We start from the raw sequence: 2,226 nt of genomic DNA on the forward strand, positions 1-2,226 counted from the left end.
GCCATTCTCGCGCACATCCTCGAGACGGCGCCCATCCGATGCCCGCACTGTCGGTGCTGGCTTGTCCAGCACAGGTGCGAGTAGAACTGGCAAAGTAGAGCTAGATCCGACGCGCGACTCCACGCGGCCGAAGTCGCGCATGGGGCCGCCGATATGCCCCTCGCCCAGGTGCCAGGGCCGTCGCGCTGCGAGATGGGAACGTCGAAACCGTCCGGGTCAGAAGGGGCAGACGAGCGGCCGTCCCCCAGATCGATTCGGTCGGAGGCGCCGGGCTCTTCACCAGGATCCAGAGAAGCTACGACGCTGCGAAGCGTCTTGAGTAAAAGCCGCAGGGCCTCGTAGCTCACCGGCTTCGGCAGCAGATCCGCGCAGATCGCCTTCGTCCCAGTGACGATCCACGGCAGGGGTTCCGCCCGGAACCGACAGTGCACCATGTTTCGCCGTGTTGGTGGCCAGCTCGTGCAGAACGATGCCGACCGATTATGCCGCGACGGGCGTGAGGAAGATCTGCGGTCCTTTGATCACGAGACCGCCGACCTCGGAACGGAACGGCTCCATCTCGGACCGCACGAGGCTGCCCAGATCGACGCCTTTCCACTGGTTGTCTGCCACCTGCGTGTGGATGCGGGCGAGCGCCGCGATGCGCCCCTGGACAGCCGTGACATACTCCTTGACGCTGTTGGCCCGCGTCAGCCGCAGCATCGCCTGGGCCACGACCAAGATGTTCTTCGCTCGGTGGTCGAGCTCATTGATCAGCATACGCTGTCGGTCTTTGGAGCTCTTAAGATAGGTGTGGTCTACCAGCATGTTCACCGTGCCGACCAGCCTGCCCGAGGCGTCGTGCAGCGGCGTCGGATAGGGCATGAACGGCCTGCACGTAGCGTCCGGCCGCTCGGCCACCGCCTCCACGTTCCGGATTGGACGCCCTGAAGGAGCCACGGAGCAATCGCTGGTTGAGCGGGATTGACTCGACGGACGGCCGATTGACGACGTCCGGCGGGCGGTCGATTATCGCAGCCGGCTCGGGGCAACATCGGAGAAACGCGTGGGGGATCATCGTCCTGCGGCAACCGGACCGGAGCCGGTGAGCGGCGAACGGAGGTTTCAACTTCTGGTCGACGCGATCCGGGATTATGCAATCTTCATGCTCGATCCCGACGGGACCGTGAGCAGCTGGAACTCCGGGGCGCAACGTTTCAAAGGCTATTCCGCCGACGAGATCCTCGGGCAGCACTTCTCGCGCTTTTACATTGAGGAGGACCGCGCGGCGGGCGTCCCGGCGCGGGCGCTCGCCACCGCGGATTGCGAAGGCAGGTTCGAGACCGAAGGCTGGCGCGTGCGCAAGGACGGCACGCGCTTCTGGGCCAGCGTGGTGATCGACCCGATCCGCGACGAGGCCGGTCATTTGGTCGGCTTCGCCAAGATCACCCGAGACATCACCGAGCGCCGGCAGGCCCAAGAGGCCCTCCGGCAGAGCGAGGAGCGATTTCGCCTGCTGGTCCAGGGCGTCACGGACTACGCCATTTACATGCTCCACCCAACTGGCCACGTCGCGAACTGGAATGCCGGCGCGCAGCGGATGAAGGGCTATTCCGTCGACGAGATCCTCGGCCAGCACTTCTCGCGTTTTTACACTGAGGAGGACCGGGTCGCCGGCGTCCCGGCGCGGGCGCTGGCCACCGCTACGCGAGAAGGTAGGTTCGAGATGGAGGGCTGGCGCGTGCGCAAGGACGGCACGCGCTTTTGGGCCAACGTGGTGATCGACGCGATCTACGACGACACGGGCGAGTTGATCGGCTTCGCCAAGATCACCCGAGACATCACCGAGCGCCGGCAGGCCCAGGAGGCGCTTGAGGAGGCCCGCGCTGCCCTTTTCCAGGCCCAGAAGATGGAGGCGCTCGGCAAGCTCACCGGTGGGGTGGCGCACGACTTCAACAACCTCCTGCAGGTGATCGGCGGCAACCTCCAGCTCCTCGCCAAGGACGTGGCCGGCAACGAGCGCGCCGAGCAGCGGTTGCGCAATGCGATCACGGGCGTCGAGCGCGGCTCCAGGCTGGCCTCGCATCTCCTCGCCTTCGGCCGCCGGCAGCCGCTGGCGCCCAGGGTGATCAACCTGGGGCGGCTCGTGCGCGGCATGGACGACATGCTCCGGCGCGCGCTCGGCGAGGCCGTCGAGATCGAGACCATGATCGCCGGCGGCCTATGGAACACCTTCGTCGACGCGGC

General features: G+C 66.3%; 2 protein-coding genes. One reads left to right on the forward strand and one right to left on the reverse strand.

Translation table 11 applies throughout. The features are described 5' to 3' along the window. Positions 1-480 precede the first annotated feature (480 nt). Positions 481-864: an HWE histidine kinase domain-containing protein gene (locus JUB13_RS30930; protein ID WP_207486119.1), complete on the reverse strand. Its 384-nt coding sequence runs from the start codon at positions 862-864 to the stop codon at positions 481-483. Between the two features lie 280 nt (positions 865-1,144). Here JUB13_RS30930 and JUB13_RS30935 point away from each other — a divergent pair. Then, on the forward strand, positions 1,145-2,226 hold a 1,082-nt coding region (locus JUB13_RS30935; RefSeq protein ID WP_236025357.1), incomplete at its 3' end, for a hybrid sensor histidine kinase/response regulator.

The organism is Arenibaculum pallidiluteum, assembly GCF_017355985.1.
In the GTDB taxonomy this organism is placed as follows: Bacteria; Pseudomonadota; Alphaproteobacteria; order Azospirillales; family Azospirillaceae; genus Arenibaculum; species Arenibaculum pallidiluteum.

Bases quoted from the DNA above. Each gene is read 5' to 3' on its own strand.
- JUB13_RS30930 (WP_207486119.1), bottom strand. From the start codon at position 864: ATGCCCTATCCGACGCCGCTGCACGACGCCTCGGGCAGGCTGGTCGGC.